The sequence below is a fragment of the Rathayibacter sp. SW19 genome, assembly GCF_030866825.1.
Taxonomy (GTDB): Bacteria; Actinomycetota; Actinomycetes; order Actinomycetales; family Microbacteriaceae; genus Rathayibacter_A; species Rathayibacter_A soli.
Map to the genome: position 1 here is coordinate 3,222,862 of NZ_CP133020.1, position 18,163 is coordinate 3,241,024.

Here is an 18,163-nt window from a genome sequence, read left to right on the forward strand (position 1 = left end):
ACCGTGTTGAAACTCCCAGCGCGCACCCTGCGCGCTGCCGTACTGTTGCACCATGTCTGCGCCCGCCGTCCGCCATCCCGAGCGCACGACGCGCGCAACGGCGTCCCAGGGCGAGGTCAAACCAACCTGGCGCGGCTGGATCCACGCGGGCACCTTCCCGCTGTCGATCGCGGCCGGCATTGTGCTCATCAGCGTCGCCGACGGCCCAGCCGCGAAGTGGGCTTGCGCGGTCTTCATGCTGACATCGATGTTGCTGTTCGGAAACTCCGCCCTCTACCATCGCTTCAATTGGAAACCGCGCACCAAGGCCATTCTCAAGCGGATCGACCACGCGAACATCTTCCTGCTGATCGCCGGAACGTACACGCCACTCGCCGTGCTTGCGCTGCCGCCGAGCAAAGGCATCCTGCTACTGTCCGTCGTGTGGGGCACGACCGTGCTCGGCATCGCATTCCGCGTCTTCTGGATCGGCGCGCCCCGCTGGCTGTACGTCGCCCTGTACATCGGCACTGGCTGGGGCGCCATGATGTACATCGTCGATCTGTTCGCCGCAAGCGCCCCGATGATGATCCTCGTGATCGTCGGCGGTCTGCTGTACACGGCGGGCGCTGTGATTTACGGCATGAAGAAGCCGAACCCGTTCCCGGGCCGTTTCGGCTTCCACGAGATCTTCCACACGCTGACCGTCTTGGCGTTCATGTGTCATTGGGTGGCGGTCCTACTGATCGCGCTCGCGCCCGCCTACAACGGCTGAGGGTCAGTTCTCGTCGCTGCCGTCCCGTGCCGCGGCCTCTTCAGCATCGAGCTTTGCGGCGATCTCCTCGCGATAGCGCGTACGGCGGATCCGCCTGGTCATATCGATCACCAGGAGGATCGTCACGATGGCGATCAGAAAGATGACGAGGAACCCCCACACCCCGGGGGTCACAAGGTCTGCATTCGGCACCTTGGGCGCGGGGCTCGGGGTGGATGTCGCCGTCGACACCCCCTGGGCCCAACGCGTCGAGATCGCCTCCCAGCCACGCAACACGGTGCCGATCATGCCTCGCCCTCGATGCCCGCGTCCTCGATGCCGGCGAACAGGTCGCTCTCCGGCATGGTCGTCTCCACCTTGGAATCGACGAGTTGGTAGTCCTCATATGGCCACGCCCGCAACTGCAGGTCGTCCGGCCAGAAGAAGAACGAGCTGTCCGGCGACACCTGGCTCGCGTGTGAGCGCAGCGCTGCGTCGCGGGCCGGAAAGAAGTCACCGCTCGGTACCTTCGTCGTCGCCAGGTCCGGGCTGTCGTCCGCCCAGCGACGCATCTTCGTGAACTCCTCCAAAAGCGGAGACTCAGGGTCCGTTTCCTTCAAGAGGTTGTAGACGCTGCGCATCCGCTGTGCGTTGAAAATGCGGTCATAGTAGAGCTTGGAGACCTGCCACGGCTCTCCATCGCCGGGGTAGCGCGCGGGATCTGCTGCGGCCCGGTATGCCTCGAGCGACACCTCGTGGCAACGGATGTGGTCTGGGTGCGGATATCCGCCGTTCTCGTCGTAGGTCACGAGTACCTGGGGTTTGAACTCGCGGATCAATCGCACAAGCGGCTCGGCGGAGATCTCAAGGGGGATGTCCGCGAACGAGTTCGGCGGAACCGTGCCGTCTTCCCTGGCCATGCCGGAGTCTTGAAAGCCGAGCCAGCGGTGATCGACACCCATGACAGCCTGCGCCGCCGCCATCTCGAGCCGACGAAGTCCGGGCAGATCCCGCTCGGCCATGGCACGATTCTCAAGGCCATCGTTGAGCACGTCGCCCCGTTCGCCGCCCGTGCAACTCACGATCTGCACCTGAACGCCGCGGTGTGCGTAGTACGCATACGTGGCGGCTCCCTTGCTCGACTCGTCGTCGGGGTGCGCATGCACCGCCATCAGTCGCTGTGTCACCGCTTGGTCACCGTTTCTGTTCGGGGTCTCGTTGTTCGGGGTTTCGCTGTTCGGGGTTTCGCTGTTTGGAGGTTCATCGTTCGAGGGTTCATCGTTCGGGCTCTTCGGTCACGAATCTCGTCGTAATCTAGTACTCAAGACTATCGGTCGCCTCCATGCTCACGACCATCGGGAGCCGGCCGCGATTGGAGAAATCTCTGTGGCCCAACTGGCGGATGCCGAGGACCGGCTCGACACGCGCTACGGACGCACGCCGCACAATCCGCGTCGCGTCTGGTGGCTCGCCGGAGCGCTGTTCGCGTGCGCCGCCGCGGTCATCGCGTGGTATGTCTGGGCCGGCCCCGGCAGTGCACCCGCCGCCACCAGCAGCGTCACGGCGGAGGTGTCAGGCAGCAACATCACAGACGCTCATCATGCTGAGATCTCATTCACGGTCACCGGGCCTGCGAATCACGCGATCGCGTGCGCCATCGACGCGCAGACAGAAGATTTCACGATCGTCGGCTGGAAGATCGTCGAGATCCCCGCGTCTGCCGAGCGCACACGCACGTTCACGCACACGCTGCTCACCACGCAACAGTCCCAGGCGGGGTTTGTCGATTCCTGTTGGCTGACCTAAGCTATTGCGATACGCCCTGACGGATACGTCGGGGCGTCAATCGTAGGCCCGCCCATTCACGCATTTCTTCAGGAGTTCAGCATGTCGCAGGACACTCAGGTCACCTTTTTGACGCAAGAGGCATACGACCGCCTCCGCGATGAGCTGGAGAGCCTCAGTACCGTCGGACGTGAGGAGATCGCGAAAAAGATCGAGGCGGCGCGCGAAGAGGGCGACCTCAAGGAGAACGGCGGCTACCACGCTGCGAAAGACCAGCAGGGAGTTCAGGAAGCGCGCATCGTGCAACTGACACAGTTGCTGCGCACCGCCAAGGTCGGCTCGGCGCCGGAGAGCCGCGGCATCGTCGAACCCGGCACGGTCGTGACCGCCACGATTGCCGGCGACAGCACTCGGTTCCTCATCGGCAGTCGTGAGATCGCCGGCGGCCGGGATCTTCCTGTCTACAGCGAGCAAAGCCCCTTGGGCTCCGCAATCCTCGGGCTCAAGGTTGGAGCCACGACCAGCTACACAGCGCCGAACGGGCGTGAAATCACCGCTGTCGTCACCAACGTCGAGACCTGGACCGGCCAGTAGCCGGAAGTCACCACAAACCGGGCATCAGTCCTGTTCGACTATCGGGTCGTAGCCGGCGTCGCGTAGCCGGCGCACAACTTCATCGCGATGCTCGGATCCCCGGGTCTCAACACTCAGTTCGAGGGCGACCTCGCTGATCTGCAGGCCGTGGCCATGACGAGTGTGCAGCACCTCGATCACGTTGGCGCCGGCCTGTGCAACGAGCTCAGACGTGCGCGCCAGCTGACCGGGTAAGTCTGGAAGCATGATACGCAGTGTCAGGTAGCGGTCGGACGCCGCCAGACCGTGGCTGATGATCCGTTGCATGAGCAACGGGTCGATGTTGCCGCCGGACAGAATGGCGACAGTCGGTCCTTCTGCATGCACCTTGCCTGCGAGGATCGCTGCAACACCGACAGCGCCAGCCGGTTCGACAACGAGCTTGGCGCGTTCCAGAAGAACAAGCAGGGCGCGAGCCGTGTCATCGTCGGAGACGGTGACGATTTCGTCAACCAGCTCACGCACGATCGCCAGGTTGAGTTCACCGGGCCTACCGACGGCGATGCCATCTGCAATGGTGGCCCCGATGCGGACGTCGGTCGCTGTACCTGCTGCGAGTGAAGCCGGGTAAGCGGCCGCGTTCTCCGCCTGCACGCCGATGACCTTGATGGTCCTGCCGGCAGCTGCAGCCCGCTGCTTGACCGCGCTCGCGACGCCGGCGATGAGGCCCCCGCCACCGACAGGAACAATGACCGCGCCAAGTTCAGGGAGCTGGTCAAAGATGTCCAAGCCGAGCGTTGCCTGCCCGGCAATGACATCCGGGTGGTCGAACGGAGGAATCAGGACAGCGCCGGTTTCGGCAGCGAATTCGGCGGCGGCATTGAGCGGCTCTGTGACGCTGCTGCCGCGTAGCACGACATCGGCGCCGTAGTTGCGGGTCGCCTGAAGTTTCGGAAGCGCGACACCGAGCGGCATGAAGATCGTGGCCTTGATGCCGAGTTCGCGCGCCGCGAACGCAACCCCTTGGGCGTGGTTGCCTGCAGACGCCGCGACGACGCCGCGACGACGCTCTTCCTCCGTGAGCTTGGCCATCCGGTTGTACGCTCCGCGGATCTTGAATGACCCGGTGCGCTGCAAGTTCTCACACTTGAGGTAGACCGGAACACCGAGCAACTCAGCCAAATAGCGTGAGCTTTCCAAAGGTGTCGGTTCCGCCACCTTCGAGACGATCTCTCGAGCAGTTTCGATCTCGGCCAGACTCGGTCCGCTGAACTGGCTGGTGGGTGTTTTCGTCGAGACCGGCATTGATTCAGTCTATGGGCGCGAACATGCTTGGTACGGCATACGCTCGACGGCATACGCTGTGGGCATCACCGGCGACGACCGCGCCGTCGGACGGGCACCGTCTGCCAGAGAAGATAACGTTCGGAGTTGGAGGGCGGTGCCGACGTCATGCGCCATGCGCCGCTCGAAACGTGCTGCACCATCACGTTGAGCACGGCAGCCAGCGGCACGGCGAACAGCGCGCCGGGGATGCCGGCGAGCAGCGATCCGGCCGCCACGACGAGCACGACCGCCAGCGGGTGCACCTTCACGGCCGTCCCCATGATCAGCGGTTGGAGCACGTGCCCTTCAAGCTGTTGCACGGCCAGAACGACCGCCAGCATGATGATCGCCGCGACCCAGCCGTTGTATACGAGGGCGACGACGACGGCCAGCGCGCCGGTGATCACGGCGCCGACGATCGGGATGAACGAGCCGAGGAAGACAAGCACGGCGATCGGGACGACGAGTGGCAGACCGAGGAAGAACGCTCCCAGGCCGATGCCCACAGCATCGATCGATGCGACGAGGATTTGCACCCGCACGAAGTTTCGCAGCGTGCCCCAGCCGGCCTTTCCCGCGCCGTCGGCCGCCGGTCGAGCCTTTTTCGGGAAGATGCGCACCACCCACGACCAGATGCCTTTGCCGTCGATCAGCATGAACAGCGTGCTGAACAGTGTGAGGAAGATTCCGGCGAGCAGGTGCCCGAACGTCGAGCCGATGGAGACCGCCCCAGAGATCAGCAATTGGCTGTCTTGCTGCAGCGCGGCCCAGGCCTGCGCGAGATAACCGTTCAGTTGGGCATCCGTGAAGCTCAGCGGAGGCCTGGCGAGCCAATCCCTGAAGTTGTCATACGCCGCAAGGCTCTGCCTCTGCAGTGCAGGGAGTTCGCCTCGAATCTGAACGACGACGACGAATACCAGAGCCCCGACAATGACGATCATCCCGACCATGGCAATCAGGATCGCCGACCAGCGCGGCCAGCGGTGCCTGGTCAGAAAATCGACGACCGGCACCAGCAGCGCAGACAGCAGAATCGCCACGAGCACGGGGATCACGATCAGCCGCAGCTGGATCACCAGGAAAATCAGCACAGCAATGACCGCGCCTATTGCGAGTAGTCGCCAGGACCACGCCCCTGCGATGCGGATGCCGCGGGGCAGCGACTCCTCGACGCTCGGTAAGTCCTCCGGCTCTGTCTGCTTCCGCCCCAACCCGAATCGATCGCGATTGCGTTGCGCTGGCGGCCGTGACCGACTACTGCTTCCCCCGCGATCCGTCATCCGCACAGTCTATGTCGGAGGTTCAGGGTAGTCTGCGAGATCTATGAGGCACACGATCAGTCCCGAACTTGCACGGCGCGTTGCCCTGGTGGCACAAGGGTTCGGCGGCGAGCATCCGACCACGGTCGGATCACGGCAGTTGAACCTGCTCATCCAGCGGCTGGGCCTGCTTCAGCTGGACTCGGTCAACGTGTTCGAGCGCAGCCACTATCTGCCTGTGTTCGCCCGTCTCGGCGGCTACGACAAAACACTCCTCGACCGGCTCACGTTCGCGGCGAAAGGCCGCTATGTCGAGTACTGGGCGCACGTAGCGGCGATCATCCCGCTTGAAACATGGCCTCTGCTGCGCTGGAAAATGGATTTCTACCGCCACGACGCGCTGAAGAACCCGGATTCGTGGGCGGCGAACAACGCATCTATGCTGCAGTGGCTGCGTGACGAGCTGGCCGCAAAAGGCCCTCTGGCCGCCAGCCAGATCGAACACGACGCCAACAAACGGCGCGGTCCGTGGTGGGGCTGGTCAGATGTCAAGGCCGGACTCGAAACACTTTTCGATTGGGGTGAGGTGACCACGGCGGGCCGAACGCGTTTCGAACGTCGTTACGCTCTTGCCGAGCAGGTGCTGCCCAATTCCGTACTCAACGAACACGTCTCCAAGGCGGATGCGATCCGCGAGCTGATTCGACGCTCGGCGCGCGCGCACGGTATCGGCACGCTTGCCGACCTGGCCGACTACTATCGCCTCAAGAAGGCACCGGCACTCGCCGCTATCCGCGACCTCGAAGACGCCGGCGAGCTTGTCCCGGTCACCGTTCCGGGCTGGGATCATCGGGGAGCCCCGCTGCCGGTGTGGCTGTACCGCGACGCCCGCCTACCCAGGCGGGTGAGCGCATCCGCTCTGCTCTCCCCGTTCGATCCGATGGTCTGGGAGAGGGCACGAGCGTTGCGCATGTTCAATTTCCACTATCGAATCGAGATCTACACGCCGAAACCCAAGCGCGTCTACGGATATTACGTGTTGCCGGTGCTGTTGGATGACCGCATCGTCGCCCGCGTCGATCTGAAGAACGACCGTCATGCCGGCGTCCTGCGCGTACAAGCCGCGTGGCAAGAACCTGGCGCGCCCACGGATGCCGCTCCACGAATCGCGTCGCTGCTGCGCGACACCGCGAGTTGGCAGGGCCTGGACTCGATCACGGTTGCAGAACGCGGCAACCTGGCAACGGAGCTGACCGCCGAACTGCGACACTCCGCTTAGAAGCTGCTGCCCATCTTTTCCAGCCGCTCGATCCGGTCTGGGATCGGCGGGTGAGTACTGAACAAACGCCCCATCAGGCTGGGCCGCAGCGGGTTGGAAATCCACAGGTGCGACATCGACGAGTTCTGCCTCTGCATCGGCCTGCCGTATTCCGCCAGCTTCTGCAGCGCGCTCTCCAGCCCCTGCGGGTTGCGCGTCGTCATCGCACTCGTTGCGTCCGCCAGATATTCACGTTGACGCGAGATCGCCATCTGCACCAGCGAAGCGACCAGTGGCGCTACGATCATGGCGACGAGACCGAACACCAGCACGATCGGATTGCCGCCTCCCCCGCCGCCGTTGTTGTTGTTGCCGCGTCCACCGAGACCACCGAAGAAGGCCATCCGCAGGAACATGTCTGCGATGAACCCGACGGCGACGGTCAACCCGAACACGATCATCGACACGCGGATGTCATAGTTGCGCACGTGGCCGAGCTCGTGCGCCATGACGCCTTCGAGTTCGGCGTTGTCCATCAGATCGAGCAAGCCGGTCGTTGCGGCGACCGATGCATGCTGCGGATCACGACCGGTTGCGAACGCGTTCGGCGCGGGGTCGTTGACGATGTAAACCCGGGGCATCGGCGTGCCGGTCGCGATCGACAGATTCTCCACCGTGTTCCACAGTCGCGGATTGTCCGTCTTCTGAATCTCAACCGCGCCGGACATCATCAATGCCTGACTGCCGGCGGCGAAGTACTGGAACACCGCGTATGCGGTCGCGATGACGAGCGTCAGAATCACGATCGTCGGCGAGTTGTAGATCACGCTCGCCAGCCAGCCGAGCCCCCCGATGACCGCCAGAAAGAAGATCAAAATGAACACGGTGTTGCGCTTGTTGCGCGCAATTGCCCGATACATCGAAGCTCTTGAGTCTGCTAGAACTGCACGCGCGGCGGCTCTGCGATAGCGGCAATGTCTGCCACCTCGAAGAAGTCGCGGGCGGCGAAGCCAAGGCGCTTCGCAAAGATATTGTTCGGGAACACCTTGATCTTGGTGTTCAGCTCCCGCACGCCGCCGTTGTAGAACCGGCGCGACGCCTGAATCTTGTCTTCGGTGTCGACCAGCTCAGCCTGCAATTGCAAGAAGTTCTGGCTCGCCTGCAACTGCGGGTATGCCTCAGCGACGGCGAAGATGCTCTTCAGAGCGCTCTGCATGTGGTTCTCGGCGACGGATGCGTCTGCCGGCCCCTGCGCAGACAGTGTCTCCGCCCGCGCCTTCGTCACGTCCTCGAACACGCCACGCTCGTGCGCCGCATAGCCCTTGACCGTTTCGATCAGGTTCGGGATCAGATCGGCGCGTCGCTTCAGCTGCACCGTGATGTCGCTCCAAGCCTCATCCACGCGCACATTCAACGTGACCAGTGAGTTGTAGGTGGCCCACAGGTAAATGCCGATGATCAGAAGGATCACGACAATGATGATGACGGGGATAAGCCAATCCATGGCGGCATACTCCTTGACTAGTGCCTGCGACTACAGAACACCCGTTCATCCTACCCAGCGCAATGATCACTCCCACGGGCTTCTCACCACACTCAAAGCAACCATTGGGTGGATGCCGAGCGTGGATGCCGAGCGTGGATGCCGAGCGTGGATGCCGAGCGTGGATGCCGAGCAACGATTCCGAGCAACGATTCCGAACCCGACGGCGGTCGCGCGCCAGTAGGCTCGGATTCGTGGATGCATCCGCTCACCGCCACCATGCTGCGCACGTCGCGATGACGCCGCACGTGCCACCCGGTCACGCCGCGATCACAGTGCTCGACCTGCACGTGCGCCGCGGACGACACAGCGTGTTGCACGGGCTGAATCTCAGCGTGCCGAGCGGCCTGGTCGTCGGTTTACTCGGCCCGAGCGGCTGCGGAAAGACGACGCTTCTGCGTTGCATCGTCGGTGTTCAAAACGTCGCATCCGGCCAGGTGACGGTCCTGGGTTCTTCGGCAGGCTCGGCAGCGCTTCGCCGCAGGGTCGGCTACGTCACCCAAGCGGCCAGCGTGTACGACGACCTCACGATCCGGGAGAATCTCGCCTACTTTCGGCGGATCGTCGGCGCCCCCGCATCCGACGTCGACCGAGTGCTCGAAGAGACGGACCTGCGCGAGGACGCAAAGTCGCTCGTCGGCAACCTCTCCGGCGGGCAACGCAGTCGCGCGTCCCTCGCTGTGGCACTGCTCGGCACCCCAGAGCTGCTCATCCTCGACGAACCCACGGTCGGCCTCGACCCGGTTCTGCGCGTGGAGTTGTGGGGACTCTTCCACCGGCTCGCAGCGACCGGCACCAGCCTGCTCGTCTCCAGTCACGTCATGGATGAGGCAACCCGGTGCGATCGTCTGCTCCTCATGCGTCGTGGTGACATCTTGGCGGACGATACGCCGGACGGTCTGCTGGCGGCAACGGGGGCAGCCGACGCGGAAGGCGCCTTTCTCGCACTGATCACACGCGGCAGCGCGGAGACGAGTCGATGACCGCGCGTCGCACACTGGCCACGGCCGGCCGCGTGCTGAATCAGATCAGGCACGACCCGCGCACAGTCGGACTGCTCGTGCTCGTGCCCAGCCTGCTGATCGGGCTGATCGCATGGATCTTCACAGACACGCCGGTGTTCGCCACGATCGGGCCGGCGATGCTGGCCCTGTTCCCGTTCATCGTCATGTTTCTCGTGACGAGCATCACAACGTTGCGGGAACGGCGCACCGGCACGCTCGAGCGCCTGCTGTCGATGCCCATGGGCAAGGGTGACCTGATCCTTGGCTATACGCTCGCGTTCGGCCTGCTTGCCGTCGTGCAAAGCGCGCTGGCGGTTGGTTTCGCGGTGTGGGTGTGCGGCCTGACCATCAAGGGCTCGATCTGGCTGCTGTTGGCCGTTGCCGTGAGCGATGCCGTGCTCGGCACAACACTTGGCCTGCTCGCCAGTGCGTTCGCGCGCACCGAGTTCCAGGTGGTGCAGTTCATGCCGTTGATCGTGTTCCCGCAGATCCTGCTCGGCGGCATCTTTCTGCCGCGCGATCAGTTGCCGGATGCTCTGCACATCATCAGCGACTGGCTTCCGCTGTCCCACGCGATCGACGCACTGAACGCTGTGGCCGCGAACACCCATGACGCCGCGTACATCGGCGGTGAATTGTTGATCATCGGCGCATACGCGGTCGGCGCTATCGTGCTCGGTTCCATCACCCTGCGCCGGCGCACTCCGTGACGTCCCACCTTGTGGGTACGGCGTTCAACTGCCGTGGCGTACAGGGTCACGGACGAGCACAGAATGCGTTCAACGCGCGGTCGTAGGCGCCAGGATTGCTTCGGGTCGCCGCCGTGACGAGGAGTGTGTTTTCACTGAGCACCCTCGTATACTCGCCGATCGTCGGAATCTCGACAATCCTCGCCAGGCCACGCCGCCACGCAGCGACGACGCTGTCCAGCACAGCGTCCTCCGGCTCTCCGATCTCGTGCGCGCTCAACAACAGATTGACAGAATCCTCGTCCCAGCGTGCGAACGCGAGCGTGTCGAAATTGTCCGTTCCGACGGCATCGAACCACGAAGGCGGATCCAGCGCGCGTGCCAACTGCTCGAACTCAGTGTGCTCGTCGGCAGCGAGAGCATGTGACGCCAGGTTGACGTCGCCGTCGCGTGTCGCATACCAGGCAAGGGCAGCCGCCCACAGTCGCCGCCAGACCGGCGCCCAGGACCGTCGCAGCGCCGCGGCCGGATGGTTCTCCGGCGGCATAGTGGGCTCCGGCCACAGCGCAGGCGGCAGATCATCCGATCCCTGCGCAATATGGTAACTATCGCGCGCCCAGAGCAACTCGCAGATGCGGTGATCGTGATTGTCGATCTCGATCACCATGCCGTGCGGCCACCTGCTATCCGGCATCGACCACTCCGAGCGCATAGCCCCTGCCAACGCGCTCACGCTCACGCCTCCCTGATCTTTAGTGTGACGCGGCCGGATCAAGTAGACAAGAGGCTCGTTCGTGGGAGGAACGACCGCTGCCACCCGTGGTCGGACGGGTGGCAGCGGGGTCTGTATTGCGGGCAGCCCGAAGATCCGCTGACGGTCAGTAGGAGCGTCGCGCCGTCGCTACGTTGAGTTGTCGTGTTGAGATTCTCTTTGTTGAGCTTCTCTCAGTAACTTCACAGCATTCGCGCAGTTGAATCTTGGCAGCGCACAGAGTGCGAGGTCAAGTTATCCTCACCTGGTTGCTACCCGCCTTCGGGGGACAGCCGGTGCAACGTGGTCTTGCGTCAGGCCGGCCTACGCGCCGAGCACCGTGCGCAGATACGGGTTCTCGAACACACGGTCCGGGTCGAGATTGTCGCGAACGGCCAGAAAATCGTCGAACCGGGGATAAGCCCGCCGCAGAGCCGCCGCATCGCGATTGTGCATCTTGCCCCAGTGCGGTCGGCCGTCGTGCGCCACCATGATCGCCTCGACCGCCTGGAAATACTCGGTCGGATCCTCGTGCAGATAGCGGTGCACGGCGATGTATCCACTGTCACGCGCATAGGCGGTCGACAGCCAGTTCTCATCGGCCGCTGCCGAGCGCACCTCCACGGGAAAGGAGATGCGCCAGCCACGGGATGCGATCAATGACTGAACCTCGGCCAGCGCGGCAGGCACGGCCTCACGCGGTAGTGCGTACTCCATCTCGCGAAAGCGCACGGTGCGGTTGGTCACGAAAACGCGGGGAGACGCATCCGTGAATTCGCGATTGCCCGTCAATCGCTGCGCCGCTCGATTGAAAGGCGGAATGATTCCCGGCACGATAGTGCCGGCGCGGCACACGCCGCGATACAGCCCGTTTGCCAGCAGCTCGTCCTCAATGAAGCGTCCCACGCGACCAAGCGGATGCCTTTGCACGTCTGCCGGCAGCCGCGTGTTGGTCTTCGTCAGCGCCGTGTCCGTGTGCGGAAACCAGTAGAACTCGAAGTGGTCCTCCTCTTCGGAGCGTTGCAGGTAGGCGTCGATGACGGCACCGAGCGGTTCCGGCCGTTCGAGGGCGTGCAGCAGGAAAGCAGGCACGCACTGAATCGTCAGGTCGACCAGTATGCCAAGGGCCCCGAGCCCGAGCCGTGCGGCGGGCAAAAGTTCGGCGTTTTCGGTCTCGCTGACGCGCAGTAGTTCGCCGTTGCCCGTGACGAGCGTCATGGCGACGATCTGCGTGGCCAGGCCGCCGAAGCGTCCTCCCGTGCCGTGCGTTCCAGTTGATGTGGCGCCTGCGATCGACTGCCGGTCGATGTCGCCCATGTTCTCCATGGCAAGCCCGAACGGCTCGAGCAGACGCTCGAGAGTGAATAGTCGAGTTCCGGCTGCCAGTGTGACGCGGCCGAGCTGTCGATCGACGGAGACGATGCCGCTCAGATCGTCGAGGTCGAGCTGCACGCCGGGCGCCACCGCGATTCCGGTGAAGCTGTGCCCCGCGCCAACCGCCTTGAGGGTAAGACCCTGCTTCCGCGCGGCCTCAACCGCCCGTTGCACGGCTTCGACGCTCGACGGTCGTTCGACTCGTACCGGTCGCACCTTCTGGCTCCGGCCCCAATTGCGCCAGACCGCACCCGTCGCCGTCACAGGAATGCCTTGCCTTCGCCACGGTAACTTGCAGCCGTTCCGACGATCACTCCGCCTTCCACGAGCTGGAATTCGTTGACGTGTTCACTCAACTCCCCCGATTTCGTGTGCCGGAGCCAGATCCGGTCGCCGGGTCGCAACGCCGGGGCCGCTGCCCCCGTCAAGGGGCTCTGCACCTCGCCCGCCATTTCGCGAGCCACCATCGTGAGTCCGGCCGGCCACGCGAGTTGCGGCATCCGGTCGGCGGCGGGCGGTCCGGATGCGATCCAGCCTCCGCCGAGCACCGTCACGGTGTGATCGTTCGGCTTGCGCACGACCGACAGTGCGAACGCGGCCGCCGGCGCAGGTCGGAACGAGCGGTAATTGTCGAACAGGTGACCGCCGAGCAGGCCGCTGCCGGCTGCGATCTCGGTCACAGAGTCATCCGATGAGGTGAATTCGAGTGAACCGGTGCCTCCGCCGTTGACGAACTCGAGGTCGGCGATCGAGCGAACTGCCGCCACAGCTGCGGCACGCCGTTCGAGCAATTCGGCTTCTGAGTTCTTCTGCATCCAGCGCACGGTCGCTCCCCAGGCGGGCCGGCCCGCCGGCTGGTCGCCCTGCCCGGCGATTTGCGCTTCGTAGCCCATCATGCCGACTAGCTGGAAACCGGGTCGGGCGACGATCTGTGCGGCGAGTGAGCGCGCGTCATCCGGGCTGTGGATCGGAGATCGCCACACGCCGAGGTGGCCGAGCGTGCGGGAGTTCCACGACGAGTCCAATTCAAGGCAGACCCGGATGCTCTCCCGCGCGTCCGGAGCGACGACGGAATCGATCAAGTCGAGTTGCGCGATCGAGTCCACCATCACCGTCACCCGCGCGGCGGACTCCGGCGAGCCGGCGAGGCGGCGGATCGCTGCTCGGTCTGCCGTCGGGTAGCCGACCACGACGTCTTCGATCGCCGGGTTGTGCTCACTCGCCATCGCCAGCCACAGCGCCTCGGGCAGTGTGTACGCGAGCACTCCGCCGTAGCCGGGCACTGCCAGCACAGCATCGAGAACGTCGCGCACACGCACCGATTTTGACGCGACCCGGATGCGCTTGCCCGCCGCGCGGCGCAGCATGTCGTGCGTGTTATGGCGTAGCGCGTCCAATTCGAGCACCGCCAGCGGCGGGTCGAGCTCACGCGTCGCGGCGGTCAGGCTCGGCCAATAGCGCTCTGGCCGTTCCCAGGCGAACGTGCCGGCGGATTCCGACAGGTCGATTCTCATCAGCGCACCGCTTTCACTCGAGAGACCGCGAGGGCGCCGGCAAAGGCGAACACGCCGGACATGATGAACAGCCCCGTGAATCCGTTCAGCGCGAGAACGACGAACGCGCCGAGCAGGGGGGCGAGCGCCTGTGGCACCGCCGTGGCGATGTTCATGATTCCGAGGTCCTTGCCGCGAGCGGCCGGGTCGGGAAGCACCTGGGTCGCCAACGCTTGGTCCACGGCGAGGAAGCAACCGTAGCCGAGGCCGAGGATGCCCGCGGCGACCATCGCGACCGGCAAGATCGGCACGAATGCCAGCATCAGCGCGGCGATGGCCTGCAGGGTCGACGCGATGAAGACGAACGATTTGCGCCTGCCCAGCCGGTCGGAGAGCTTGCCGAAGCCGAGCGCCGCGGCGATCACGAACACCATGTAGATGAGGGTCAGCAGGATCAGATCGTTCTCCGCGTTTTTGTCGTTCAGGCCGAACTCCAGGAAATACAGCAGCAGCGTCGTGCCGAACGCGTTGCCGAAATTGACGAGGATGCGACTGAGCAGCGTCCAGCCGAAATCCGGATACTGACGCGGGCTGATCCACAGGCTTTCGAGGATGCCTCGCATCGACATGGCGGTGCGCAGGTCACGCGACAACACGGCATCCGGAAGCAGCAGGAACGGCAGCACGAGCACCAGCAGGAGAACGGCCATCGCGGCATAACCGAAGAAGGTGCCGGTGAACAGGGTCATCACGAGCACGAGGCCGAGGATCGTGCCGATCGCTTGCGGCGCGCTCAGCCAGCCGGAGACGTAACCACGCTGGTCCACCGGCACCTGGTCACTGATGGTCGCTGTCAGCGCCGCCGTCAGAATGCAGAAGCCCGTCAGTGCAAGGCACCAGAACAAGCCGATGCCGACCATGGTGGTCTGTGCGCCGAGGATCAGCAGCGACAGCGCGAAGACAAGCGCGCCGATCGCGATCCACGGTCGGCGTCGGCCGAATCTGCTGGTCGTGCGGTCGGACAGTGCCCCGGTGAGCGGAAAGGCGACGACCGCGCACAGCCCGGAGATCCCCGAGATGATTCCGAACGCGACGACGTTCTGCACCCACTCGGTCGTATGCAGTTGCGCCTGGATCTGCGCGGGCAGTAGCAGTTGCACCGGCGTGAGTTGCGCCATCCAGATGCCGAGCCACGCCATGGCGAAGAAGGCGATCCAGCGCCCGCCGACCCGTCGGGTGGGCTCGGCGAACAGGGCTGCACGTGCTGCTGTCGTACTCATCAGGACCTCATCGTCTCAAGGTGTTCGGTAGTTGTGTTGGGTCTGCGGCAAGGCGAGCGAGCGCATCCGCCGCGAAATCCATCAGAGCCGCGGCGGCTTCGTCGTCACGGTTGACAAGCCACGACATCGTCAACCCATCGGTCAGTGCGATGAGCGCAGCCGCGATCTCGGCGAGCGGGCGCGTCCAACACTGACCGCTCTTGTCTGCCGCAATCTTCAGCGTCGATTCGGCGAGCGCGTAGTAGCGCCGGTACTGCCGCTGCGCCAGTTCTTCCATGCCCGGAGACCGCAGTGCGTACTGTGTCAGTTCGAACATCGCCTTCTCACGCTGCGGGTCCTGCCGCACGCCGATGAAGTACTCTTCGAGCCCCGCCCGGATGGCGTCGCGCATGGGCACCGGCACGGGCGCCGGGGCGAGCGCAGACGCGATCGTGTGCTCTTCTTGGTCGACGGCCCAGTTGATGAGCTCGCCCATCAGTTCGTCGCGCGAGGTGAACGCGTAGTGGAAGCTCGCAAGCGACATCCCGGCCTCTGCGACGATCGCGCGCGTTGTCGCAGCGGAGACGCCGCGCTCCGCGACGACGCGCATGGCCGCGCGCACGAGGGCGGATCGACGTTCAGCTGCGGGGATGCGCGGCACGGGACCTCCAGCTCGGCGTTGAGCGTGCGGAAAATGATTGCGGGCAACCGCAACTGGGTCGTTTGACCCAGTTGTTAAGTATGCACTATTGCGCGAGTCCGGTTTGACATCCGCGGCATTGACACGTGGAATAGTCGGTATAGTGCACAGGCATGCTGCGGGGGACCTTCGGCGCACTCGGTTGACGCGAGCGATCGGGGCAATTGCCGGAGCCCTGATGATCGCGGGTCTCGCTCTTGCGTTCGCGCCAGCAGCGCACGCGAACGGGCAGAGCCAGCAGCCGTCACCGACTGCGGTTGCCTCTGCTGCGCCGAGTACGACGCAACCGTTTCAGACCTCGGAGCCGACTGCGATGCCGTCGAAGTCAGCGGACCGCAACGACAACGCCGAGGGCGCGACGGACGCGGTTGCGGTGGGGGCCGCACCAACAATCGATTCTCCCGCGACTGGCGCGTTCATCGGATCCGGCAGCGCGACGGTGTCCGGAACGCGATCGCCCGGTGACGAGATCCAACTCTTCGTCGGTGATGCCGGCGATGACCCTGCCTGCATCGTCGCTGCCGCAGGTGCACATTGGAGCTGTGCCGCCGTGAGCCTGCCGAATGGCGCCGCGGTAACGCTTCGCGCCGTTGTGACCGGCGACCCCGCGCTGACCGCGACGACAATCGTCACCGCCCTGGGGCCACCGACCATCCAGTCGGGCAGCGGCGGAGTGATCAGCAACGGCCTCGTGCACGGAACGGGCTACCCAGGCGCCGTCGTGACCGCGCGAGTGAGTGGAGCGCACTCCGCCGGCGCCACCTGCAGCTTCGCGGCCGACGCGAACGGCAACTGGGCATGCGTGCTCGACGCGAAGCTCGCCGACGGCCGCTATGCGGTCAGCGCCAGCCAGGTCGGGCCGACCGGATTCGGTAGTCGGGAATCTGACAGTAGCGCGCCGTTGCCGCTGATCTTCGATGCGACCGCACCGATCGCCCCGACGTTGACGTCACCTCCGACAGGCTCAACGATCGCATCGGATGGAAGGACCGTCTATTCCGGCGTCGGCGAAGACCGCGCCGAGGTCACGGTATGGGCATCGACGCCGCACGGCTCGCAACAGCTGTGCTCGACGGCAGTCAACGCGGGCACCTGGCATTGCGTCGGAGCGGCGCTGACACCGGGCACGTACACGATCTCCGCCCTCCAGCAAGATGCTGCAGGCAACACCAGCGCGGCCAGTGCCGCGGTAAGCCTTCGGGTGACCACCTCAGCACCGCCGGGGTCGGGGCCAGCGTCGGGGCCGTCTTCAACGTCGTCCAACCCGGTGCTGCCATCCGCACCGCCCTCCTCACCCGGCGCCCCCGGCGGGTCCGCCACAGTGCAGGCGCCGCCGTGGACCACCGTGCCGTCGCCCGGCAGTCCGCCCGCGCCCGGTGCAGCACAGCCGCCGGCCGCACCGCAGGTGGTCCCGCTGACGACGACACCGTTCACCGCCGCCGTTCGTTCCGTGTCAGGGCTCGACACGTTGTCGACCTGGCTTCCCGCAGCGTTGTTGGCCCTGATCGCCCTTGCGCTATTGGTGATTCCAGCACGATTGCTCGCCGGCGCGGTGGCCGGCGCGCGCGCGGACGCCGGCAGGGCTGCGGCGATCTATCCGCTCCGGCTGTTCGGGCGCAACCGTGGCAGGTATGAATACGACCAAGCCCCGGCACTGCGCACGCCACCGCCGTGGGTGACCACCGCTGCGGCAGCGTTCTACGCGACTGCGCTGATCACGTTCGCCGGCCCGATCGCGACAGCGGATGCGTACTTCCGCGTGGTTCCTGCCGTGTTCCTGGCGCTCGGCGTCGTCGGCGCGGTCGCCATCGGAGTACCGCTGCTCGCCGCTCGACGTGCAGCAGGAACCACCGCGACCGCAGCATTCGCGCCTTACTCACTGATGCTTGTGGCCGCGGCATCCGCCTTCAGCAGGGTCCTCCAACTGCAGCCGACGCTGCTCTACGGTGTAATCGTCGTCGTCACAGTGGTCACGGGCTCCGCGGTCGTCCGTGGCAAGCTGGCGGCACTGCAGCTCGGCTCGCTCGCGGTTCTCGCCGCGCTCGGCTGGCTGGTACTGGATCTCCTGCCGGGCGCCGACACCGTGACTACGGCGTTCGTTTCCGAGTTCGTGAATGCCACCGTTCTCCTGGCCGTCGGATCGGCGGCGGTGCTGGTGCTGCCACTGGGTTCACTCCCCGGCCGCGCAATCCTGCGCTGGTCGCGGGGCATCTGGCTGCTGATCGCGATCGCAATCGAGACGCTGTTGTTCGCCATCCTGGTCCCGATCCAGGACCTCGCAACACATCGAACCGGAACACTGGCACTCGCGATCGGCACACTCGTTTTCGCGGCCATCAGCATCTCCGCGTGGCTGTGGCAACGCTACATCGCGCCCGCATTGCGCTGAGCGCCCGGCGAGCGTGGACCCGGTAAA

18 protein-coding genes are annotated in these 18,163 nt (G+C 64.9%); 7 read left to right on the top strand and 11 right to left on the bottom strand.

Features of this window, described 5'->3' with window-relative positions; genetic code table 11:
• The first annotated feature begins 52 nt into the window (after positions 1–52).
• The gene (gene trhA, locus QU604_RS15095; RefSeq protein ID WP_308465443.1) at positions 53–754 is read left to right on the top strand and encodes a PAQR family membrane homeostasis protein TrhA; all 702 of its coding nucleotides are present in this window, start codon (positions 53–55) and stop codon (positions 752–754) included.
• A gap of 3 nt (positions 755–757) precedes the next feature.
• On the opposite strand, the gene QU604_RS15100 is transcribed toward trhA, so the two are convergent.
• Together QU604_RS15100 and mca are read right to left on the bottom strand one after the other, a co-directional pair.
• Complete coding sequence (locus QU604_RS15100) at positions 758–1,042, bottom strand: hypothetical protein (protein ID WP_308465444.1); 285 nt, start codon at positions 1,040–1,042, stop codon at positions 758–760.
• A complete protein-coding gene (gene mca, locus QU604_RS15105) occupies positions 1,039–1,905 on the bottom strand; it encodes a mycothiol conjugate amidase Mca (RefSeq protein WP_409350034.1) in 867 nt (288 codons plus the stop codon). The genes QU604_RS15100 and mca overlap by 4 nt, the downstream gene beginning before the upstream one ends.
• A 214-nt stretch (positions 1,906–2,119) precedes the next feature.
• Between mca and QU604_RS15110 the strand changes: the two genes are divergently transcribed.
• On the top strand, positions 2,120–2,539 hold the full coding sequence (locus tag QU604_RS15110) for a DUF4307 domain-containing protein (protein WP_308465446.1): 420 nt from the start codon (positions 2,120–2,122) through the stop codon (positions 2,537–2,539).
• 81 nt (positions 2,540–2,620) lie between these two features.
• Positions 2,621–3,112 carry a transcription elongation factor GreA gene (greA, locus tag QU604_RS15115; protein ID WP_308465447.1) on the top strand — a complete coding sequence of 164 codons (492 nt, stop codon included), beginning with the start codon at positions 2,621–2,623 and terminating at the stop codon, positions 3,110–3,112.
• A 24-nt stretch (positions 3,113–3,136) separates the two neighbouring features.
• Here greA and ilvA read toward each other — a convergent pair whose 3' ends face one another.
• Positions 3,137–4,396 (bottom strand): threonine ammonia-lyase, encoded by a 1,260-nt coding sequence (ilvA, locus tag QU604_RS15120; RefSeq protein WP_308465448.1) that lies wholly within the window; start codon positions 4,394–4,396, stop codon positions 3,137–3,139.
• Between the two features lie 65 nt (positions 4,397–4,461).
• Positions 4,462–5,697, bottom strand: a complete 1,236-nt coding sequence (locus QU604_RS15125; RefSeq protein ID WP_308465449.1) for an AI-2E family transporter — start codon at positions 5,695–5,697, stop codon at positions 4,462–4,464.
• 43 nt (positions 5,698–5,740) lie between these two features.
• Between QU604_RS15125 and QU604_RS15130 the strand changes: the two genes are divergently transcribed.
• Positions 5,741–6,955: a winged helix-turn-helix domain-containing protein gene (locus tag QU604_RS15130; RefSeq protein WP_308465450.1), complete on the top strand. Its 1,215-nt coding sequence runs from the start codon at positions 5,741–5,743 to the stop codon at positions 6,953–6,955.
• On the opposite strand, the gene QU604_RS15135 is transcribed toward QU604_RS15130, so the two are convergent.
• Both QU604_RS15135 and QU604_RS15140 read right to left on the bottom strand, forming a co-directional pair.
• Complete coding sequence (locus tag QU604_RS15135; RefSeq protein WP_308465451.1) at positions 6,952–7,854, bottom strand: M48 family metalloprotease; 903 nt, start codon at positions 7,852–7,854, stop codon at positions 6,952–6,954. The two genes, QU604_RS15130 and QU604_RS15135, sit on opposite strands and share 4 nt — an antisense overlap.
• 17 nt (positions 7,855–7,871) lie before the next feature.
• Positions 7,872–8,438, bottom strand: a complete 567-nt coding sequence (locus tag QU604_RS15140) for a LemA family protein (RefSeq protein ID WP_308465452.1) — start codon at positions 8,436–8,438, stop codon at positions 7,872–7,874.
• A gap of 275 nt (positions 8,439–8,713) precedes the next feature.
• Between QU604_RS15140 and QU604_RS15145 the strand changes: the two genes are divergently transcribed.
• Complete coding sequence (locus QU604_RS15145; protein WP_308468936.1) at positions 8,714–9,460, top strand: ABC transporter ATP-binding protein; 747 nt, start codon at positions 8,714–8,716, stop codon at positions 9,458–9,460.
• Positions 9,457–10,191, top strand: a complete 735-nt coding sequence (locus QU604_RS15150; RefSeq protein WP_308465453.1) for an ABC transporter permease — start codon at positions 9,457–9,459, stop codon at positions 10,189–10,191. The genes QU604_RS15145 and QU604_RS15150 overlap by 4 nt, the downstream gene beginning before the upstream one ends.
• Before the next feature lie 46 nt (positions 10,192–10,237).
• Here the strand turns inward: QU604_RS15150 and QU604_RS15155 are convergent, their stop codons facing one another.
• The 5 genes from QU604_RS15155 to QU604_RS15175 form a co-directional block, all read right to left on the bottom strand.
• Positions 10,238–10,903, bottom strand: coding sequence for a hypothetical protein (locus QU604_RS15155; protein WP_308465454.1), 666 nt, complete (start codon positions 10,901–10,903; stop codon positions 10,238–10,240).
• Between the two features lie 342 nt (positions 10,904–11,245).
• Positions 11,246–12,559 (bottom strand): FAD-linked oxidoreductase, L-gulonolactone oxidase family, encoded by a 1,314-nt coding sequence (locus tag QU604_RS15160; RefSeq protein WP_308465455.1) that lies wholly within the window; start codon positions 12,557–12,559, stop codon positions 11,246–11,248.
• The gene (locus tag QU604_RS15165) at positions 12,556–13,809 is read right to left on the bottom strand and encodes an alanine racemase (protein ID WP_308465456.1); all 1,254 of its coding nucleotides are present in this window, start codon (positions 13,807–13,809) and stop codon (positions 12,556–12,558) included. The genes QU604_RS15160 and QU604_RS15165 overlap by 4 nt, the downstream gene beginning before the upstream one ends.
• Positions 13,809–15,068, bottom strand: a complete 1,260-nt coding sequence (locus tag QU604_RS15170; protein ID WP_308465457.1) for an MFS transporter — start codon at positions 15,066–15,068, stop codon at positions 13,809–13,811. Before QU604_RS15170 ends, QU604_RS15165 begins: the two co-directional genes overlap by 1 nt.
• A gap of 7 nt (positions 15,069–15,075) precedes the next feature.
• A complete protein-coding gene (locus QU604_RS15175; RefSeq protein WP_308465458.1) occupies positions 15,076–15,708 on the bottom strand; it encodes a TetR/AcrR family transcriptional regulator in 633 nt (210 codons plus the stop codon).
• Positions 15,709–15,925: 217 nt separating this feature from the next.
• On the opposite strand from QU604_RS15175, the gene QU604_RS15180 reads away from it, so the two are divergent.
• Positions 15,926–18,136: an Ig-like domain-containing protein gene (locus QU604_RS15180; RefSeq protein ID WP_308465459.1), complete on the top strand. Its 2,211-nt coding sequence runs from the start codon at positions 15,926–15,928 to the stop codon at positions 18,134–18,136.
• The last annotated feature ends 27 nt before the right edge of the window (positions 18,137–18,163 follow it).

What these genes read in the sequence shown, in the direction of transcription:
- trhA (WP_308465443.1), top strand. Translation starts at nt 53, where the DNA reads ATGTCTGCGCCCGCCGTCCGCCATCCCGAGCGCACGACGCGCGCAACG.
- QU604_RS15100 (WP_308465444.1), bottom strand. Translation starts at nt 1,042, where the DNA reads ATGATCGGCACCGTGTTGCGTGGCTGGGAGGCGATCTCGACGCGTTGG.
- mca (WP_409350034.1), bottom strand. Translation starts at nt 1,905, where the DNA reads ATGGCGGTGCATGCGCACCCCGACGACGAGTCGAGCAAGGGAGCCGCC.
- greA (WP_308465447.1), top strand. Translation starts at nt 2,621, where the DNA reads ATGTCGCAGGACACTCAGGTCACCTTTTTGACGCAAGAGGCATACGAC.
- ilvA (WP_308465448.1), bottom strand. Translation starts at nt 4,396, where the DNA reads ATGCCGGTCTCGACGAAAACACCCACCAGCCAGTTCAGCGGACCGAGT.
- QU604_RS15125 (WP_308465449.1), bottom strand. Translation starts at nt 5,697, where the DNA reads ATGACGGATCGCGGGGGAAGCAGTAGTCGGTCACGGCCGCCAGCGCAA.
- QU604_RS15130 (WP_308465450.1), top strand. Translation starts at nt 5,741, where the DNA reads ATGAGGCACACGATCAGTCCCGAACTTGCACGGCGCGTTGCCCTGGTG.
- QU604_RS15135 (WP_308465451.1), bottom strand. Translation starts at nt 7,854, where the DNA reads ATGTATCGGGCAATTGCGCGCAACAAGCGCAACACCGTGTTCATTTTG.
- QU604_RS15140 (WP_308465452.1), bottom strand. Translation starts at nt 8,438, where the DNA reads ATGGATTGGCTTATCCCCGTCATCATCATTGTCGTGATCCTTCTGATC.
- QU604_RS15145 (WP_308468936.1), top strand. Translation starts at nt 8,714, where the DNA reads ATGACGCCGCACGTGCCACCCGGTCACGCCGCGATCACAGTGCTCGAC.
- QU604_RS15150 (WP_308465453.1), top strand. Translation starts at nt 9,457, where the DNA reads ATGACCGCGCGTCGCACACTGGCCACGGCCGGCCGCGTGCTGAATCAG.
- QU604_RS15165 (WP_308465456.1), bottom strand. Translation starts at nt 13,809, where the DNA reads ATGAGAATCGACCTGTCGGAATCCGCCGGCACGTTCGCCTGGGAACGG.
- QU604_RS15170 (WP_308465457.1), bottom strand. Translation starts at nt 15,068, where the DNA reads ATGAGTACGACAGCAGCACGTGCAGCCCTGTTCGCCGAGCCCACCCGA.
- QU604_RS15180 (WP_308465459.1), top strand. Translation starts at nt 15,926, where the DNA reads ATGATCGCGGGTCTCGCTCTTGCGTTCGCGCCAGCAGCGCACGCGAAC.